This is a genomic window from Bartonella sp. MR100HLJHH (assembly GCF_042194215.1).
Classification (GTDB): domain Bacteria; phylum Pseudomonadota; class Alphaproteobacteria; order Rhizobiales; family Rhizobiaceae; genus Bartonella; species Bartonella grahamii.
Map to the genome: position 1 here is coordinate 1 of NZ_JBHIMR010000053.1, position 2,248 is coordinate 2,248.

3 protein-coding genes and 1 pseudogene are annotated in these 2,248 nt (G+C 46.1%); all 4 read right to left on the reverse strand.

Annotated elements, in window-relative coordinates:
- Positions 1 to 219: 219 nt before the first annotated feature.
- Complete coding sequence (locus ACFIJ7_RS09360; RefSeq protein WP_375645174.1) at positions 220 to 1,272, reverse strand: phage late control D family protein; 1,053 nt, start codon at positions 1,270 to 1,272, stop codon at positions 220 to 222.
- A complete protein-coding gene (locus ACFIJ7_RS09365; protein ID WP_375645172.1) occupies positions 1,272 to 1,526 on the reverse strand; it encodes a tail protein X in 255 nt (84 codons plus the stop codon). Before ACFIJ7_RS09365 ends, ACFIJ7_RS09360 begins: the two co-directional genes overlap by 1 nt.
- On the reverse strand, positions 1,523 to 1,984 hold the full coding sequence (locus ACFIJ7_RS09370) for a phage tail protein (protein ID WP_375645173.1): 462 nt from the start codon (positions 1,982 to 1,984) through the stop codon (positions 1,523 to 1,525). The genes ACFIJ7_RS09365 and ACFIJ7_RS09370 overlap by 4 nt, the downstream gene beginning before the upstream one ends.
- Before the next feature lie 30 nt (positions 1,985 to 2,014).
- Positions 2,015 to 2,248 (reverse strand): annotated as a pseudogene (locus tag ACFIJ7_RS09375) (hypothetical protein); the annotation flags it as partial.

The window sequence follows — 2,248 nt, forward strand, 5'->3', positions numbered from 1 at the left end:
AAGTGGTTCTCAAAGGGTCTTCAAAGACCTTTCAAAGATCGTTTAAAGCCTCTTTTCTTTTCTGCTCAAAATCACAATTTGAGATGATCAATCAAATTGACTGATGATTTTTCTGTATCCTAAGCACATTATTCAGGACATTATTAAAAAGAGAAGCGTTTAAGGAATTGAGTAGACATTACCTTATTGCTGTACTCATGCAATTGGTGCAAGTTGCACCTATTCCTCATCACGACCGATCAAAGGGTCAAGTTGTCCCTTTGATTTTTTGTCACTCAGAGTTTTCCTTTTCTCTTGTTTTTTTCCCTTGTCTGGCGCTTCGAGTGTAATTTCTGTGGTGTATCCGCTTTGTTTTTCATAGCAGTGGGTGACAGTGGAAGCTTTCCATGGACCATTGATTTCGCCACGAAACCCTTGCAATAAAAGAGGTTGATCCGCCATGATTTCAGGGTGTCCCTCAAGGGTCAAAGAACCACTGCCCACAGCACGACAAAGTCGGTCTGATTCTGATGCAGCAGCAGCCAAAGCCTCTTCCTTGCTGGTGTAACAAGTGCGAAGACGCCGCACGGGACCGCTAAACCCTGTATGATGTTTGACTTGGCATTGCTGCCCTTTTGAACGATCAAAATAAGAAGCTTCAATGGTGCCATATTGCGTGCGTGGCTCTAACGTGAATTCCCAACTTGAACAGTCATGCTTATGGATGTCGAGTGCTGGTAAATTGTCACCGCTTAAAAATAAAAACTTATTGTCCTTGATTAAAAAGCGTGCCTGCATACGGTCAGCAAGGCGGGTTAGAAAATCAACAGCCGATTGATCTGTGCGAATCACATAAGGCAAAGTTTGTTGAGTGAACTGGGGACTGACCTTTGCTTGATAGCCATGGCGTTTGGCCAGTGTCTCAACAATCTCCCCAACAGTTTTGTGATCAAAATGCTCACTCACCTGTTCTTTGAGCTCTTTACGCATCGAGGCACTTTTGCCACAAAGGCGCAAAATCTCTCCATCACTGCCACCACAACTTACAACCGATTCGACAACAAAACGCCCCATAAAAGCACTGATGCTGTTCTCATAGCCAAAGATCACCTGCAGAGCGTTGCCCGTTTGTGGAACCTCTAAATCATTGCCACTATCATCAAACTCTGCTTCAAATGTATCGGCTTCATTACCGGCATGGTCAGTGATAGTTGCAGTTAAAAGACGCTGGTAAAAAACCTCATGAACAGGTTTGTCTCCTACCTTGACCACAATAAAAGGGTGTGTGCGCATTAATCCCATAACCGCTTCACCATGCTTTGGGGATTAGACAACACAAATTCAGGCAGAATAACCGTTAAGCCCCGCGGTAAAAGCACACCATATTTGGCAACCTCTGGATTGGCTTCCAAGGTGGCTTCTAAATAGCCGTTTAGTGCCCCAACTTGGATGCGGTCCCTGAACACTGCCATGGCATGTTGAAAGCAGATAAGATCGAGACTCATATCCTCTAACTCTACAACAACATGCTTTTCTGGTATCTTCATAGAGTTTGTCCCACTTGGTATTGTCCCACCTGGTATTGTCCTTGCGGTTTTCCGCCATTGAAAAAGGGCAAAAGACTAATGGAATAGCGGATGCGCTGTGATTGACCAGAGCGGCTGATATAGTCGTGGTCTTTATTGATCGTGGTGATCACCACGGGTCCATGAAGAAGAACACTATAGGTCGTATCATTGATCCAACGAAGCATCTGGACAGGCTTTGCTCTTCGAATGGTTTGGGCGATGGCATCAATGGCTACCCGATCACCAAATTCTTCTGGAAACCAAACGCCATGAATGGTTTTTGCATCATTGCCATAGCCGGTAAATTGCAAACTGGGGGACCTGCCAAAACGCTCCATACAAACCCATGAGGCAGAAAACTCTTCTTCAAAGGATTGGAAATTCAGCCAGTCCACATAAAATTGATGCGGTCCTAACATCATCAAAGGATCTCTCATAGGCTCCCTCCCCTCATTGCCTCCCTCCCCTCATTCTGTCCCGCCATGCAGCGCATTAGCGCGTGCCCGTTGAATGGCGTGGGCAACCGCACGACCAGTGGCCACAGGATCACGGGCGCCATTGACATGCACTGTTACATTTTGATTGTGGGTGATGGGGGAGCGGTCTTTGCCTCTTTGTTCTCTCACAGAGTAATTGGCATGCCCCGCCCCCGCAAATTGTGCAATCGGTTGAATGGCTGTTGTGCCTCCCAAAAAACTTGG